We start from the raw sequence: 1392 nt of genomic DNA on the forward strand, positions 1-1392 counted from the left end.
ACTCCATATCGTTTGGAAGATCATATGCATCGTACTTCTTCCGAGCGCATGCTTGATCAAGCAGCGCGTTTGTTATCTCCTTTGTTATAAATCTCAAAAATTACATGGAATTGAATCGAAGTCCAATTTACACATGTATATGGCGAAGGGGGAGAAGGCTTCCAACGAATACAAGTAATATCGGATTTGGGCAACAGTCTATGGTGCAAATATCACGCCCGGCATATAGTGTAGAAAAAAAGGAGCTGCATCATAGATGATCATGATGAAACCGATTGAAGTTGAAGGTCATCAGGTTATAAGTATCGAGGTCGCCCTGCCCAAAACAACACTTCTGGCCATCACAACCGATCACGGATATATCATGTGCGGCGCGCTGGATATCCGTTTGTTAAATGAGAAATTAAACGATCGCCGCATTGTCGCAGGACGCGCAACCGGGGTGCGAACCATAGAGCAATTGCTGGATGCCCCACTCGATATGGTTACTACAGAGGCGGAATTACGCGGAATTCGCCCTGGAATGAAAGGAGCAGATGCGCTTTTAAAGATGGTAAGCGGGGGCAGGTAATTGTTGAGTCCATTCTTAAGGAAAGTAGGGGGATTTTTTGTTAACGGGTCTGCATATTGTCTTCCTTGGAGGCGATGCCCGGCATCTTGAAATCATTCGGTCATTCACTGACCTGGATGCAAATGTTGCGGTAATCGGTTTTGAAGATTTGCACGAACAACTTCATGAAGTCCATTATTCCAAGCTTACGAAGGAGGTTCTTCGCAAAGCGGACATATTGATATTACCGGTTGTCGGTACAGACGACCATGGCAGAGTAGAATCTTCATTTTCAGCTGAAACGCTATTGCTGAACAAGGAATATATGTCTTCCTTGCCGAAACACGCAAAAGTCTATACTGGCATAGCCAAGTCCTACTTGAAGAACCTTTGCGCGGAACTGGGGATCGATCTGATTGAATTATTCAGCAGGGACGATGTTGCCATCTTCAATTCCATTCCCACTGCGGAAGGCGCCTTAATGATGGCCATTCAACATACGGACATTACCATACATGGTTCGCGTTGTATGGTGCTGGGCTTGGGGAGAATCGGTCTTACGTTAGCCGGTATGCTTCACCGCCTGGGGGCACGCGTCAAAGCGGGTGTGCAGAAACCGGAGGAGTTTGCACGTGCCTGGGAGATGGGGATTGAGCCGTTTAATACGAAAGATTTGTACGATGAAGGCGTAAATGTGGATATTATTTTTAACACAGTTCCGGCGCATATTCTTAGTTCTCGTGTTTTAACCCGTATTCCGCATCACGCTATCATTATTGATTTGGCTTCCAAACCTGGTGGGACTGATTTTCGTTTTGCCGAAAAACGTGGAATCAAGGCCT

Annotated in this window: 2 protein-coding genes; both read left to right on the top strand. The window is 46.0% G+C overall.

What is annotated here, in order from left to right:
* Nucleotides 1-256 precede the first annotated feature (256 nt).
* On the top strand, nt 257-571 hold the full coding sequence (locus EHV15_RS33980; RefSeq protein ID WP_023559069.1) for a YunC family protein: 315 nt from the start codon (nt 257-259) through the stop codon (nt 569-571).
* Between the two features lie 37 nt (nt 572-608).
* On the top strand, nt 609-1392 hold a 784-nt coding region (dpsA, locus tag EHV15_RS33985; RefSeq protein WP_128636088.1), incomplete at its 3' end, for a dipicolinate synthase subunit DpsA.

The sequence above is a fragment of the Paenibacillus oralis genome (assembly GCF_003863965.1).
GTDB classification, from domain to species: domain Bacteria; phylum Bacillota; class Bacilli; order Paenibacillales; family Paenibacillaceae; genus Fontibacillus; species Fontibacillus oralis.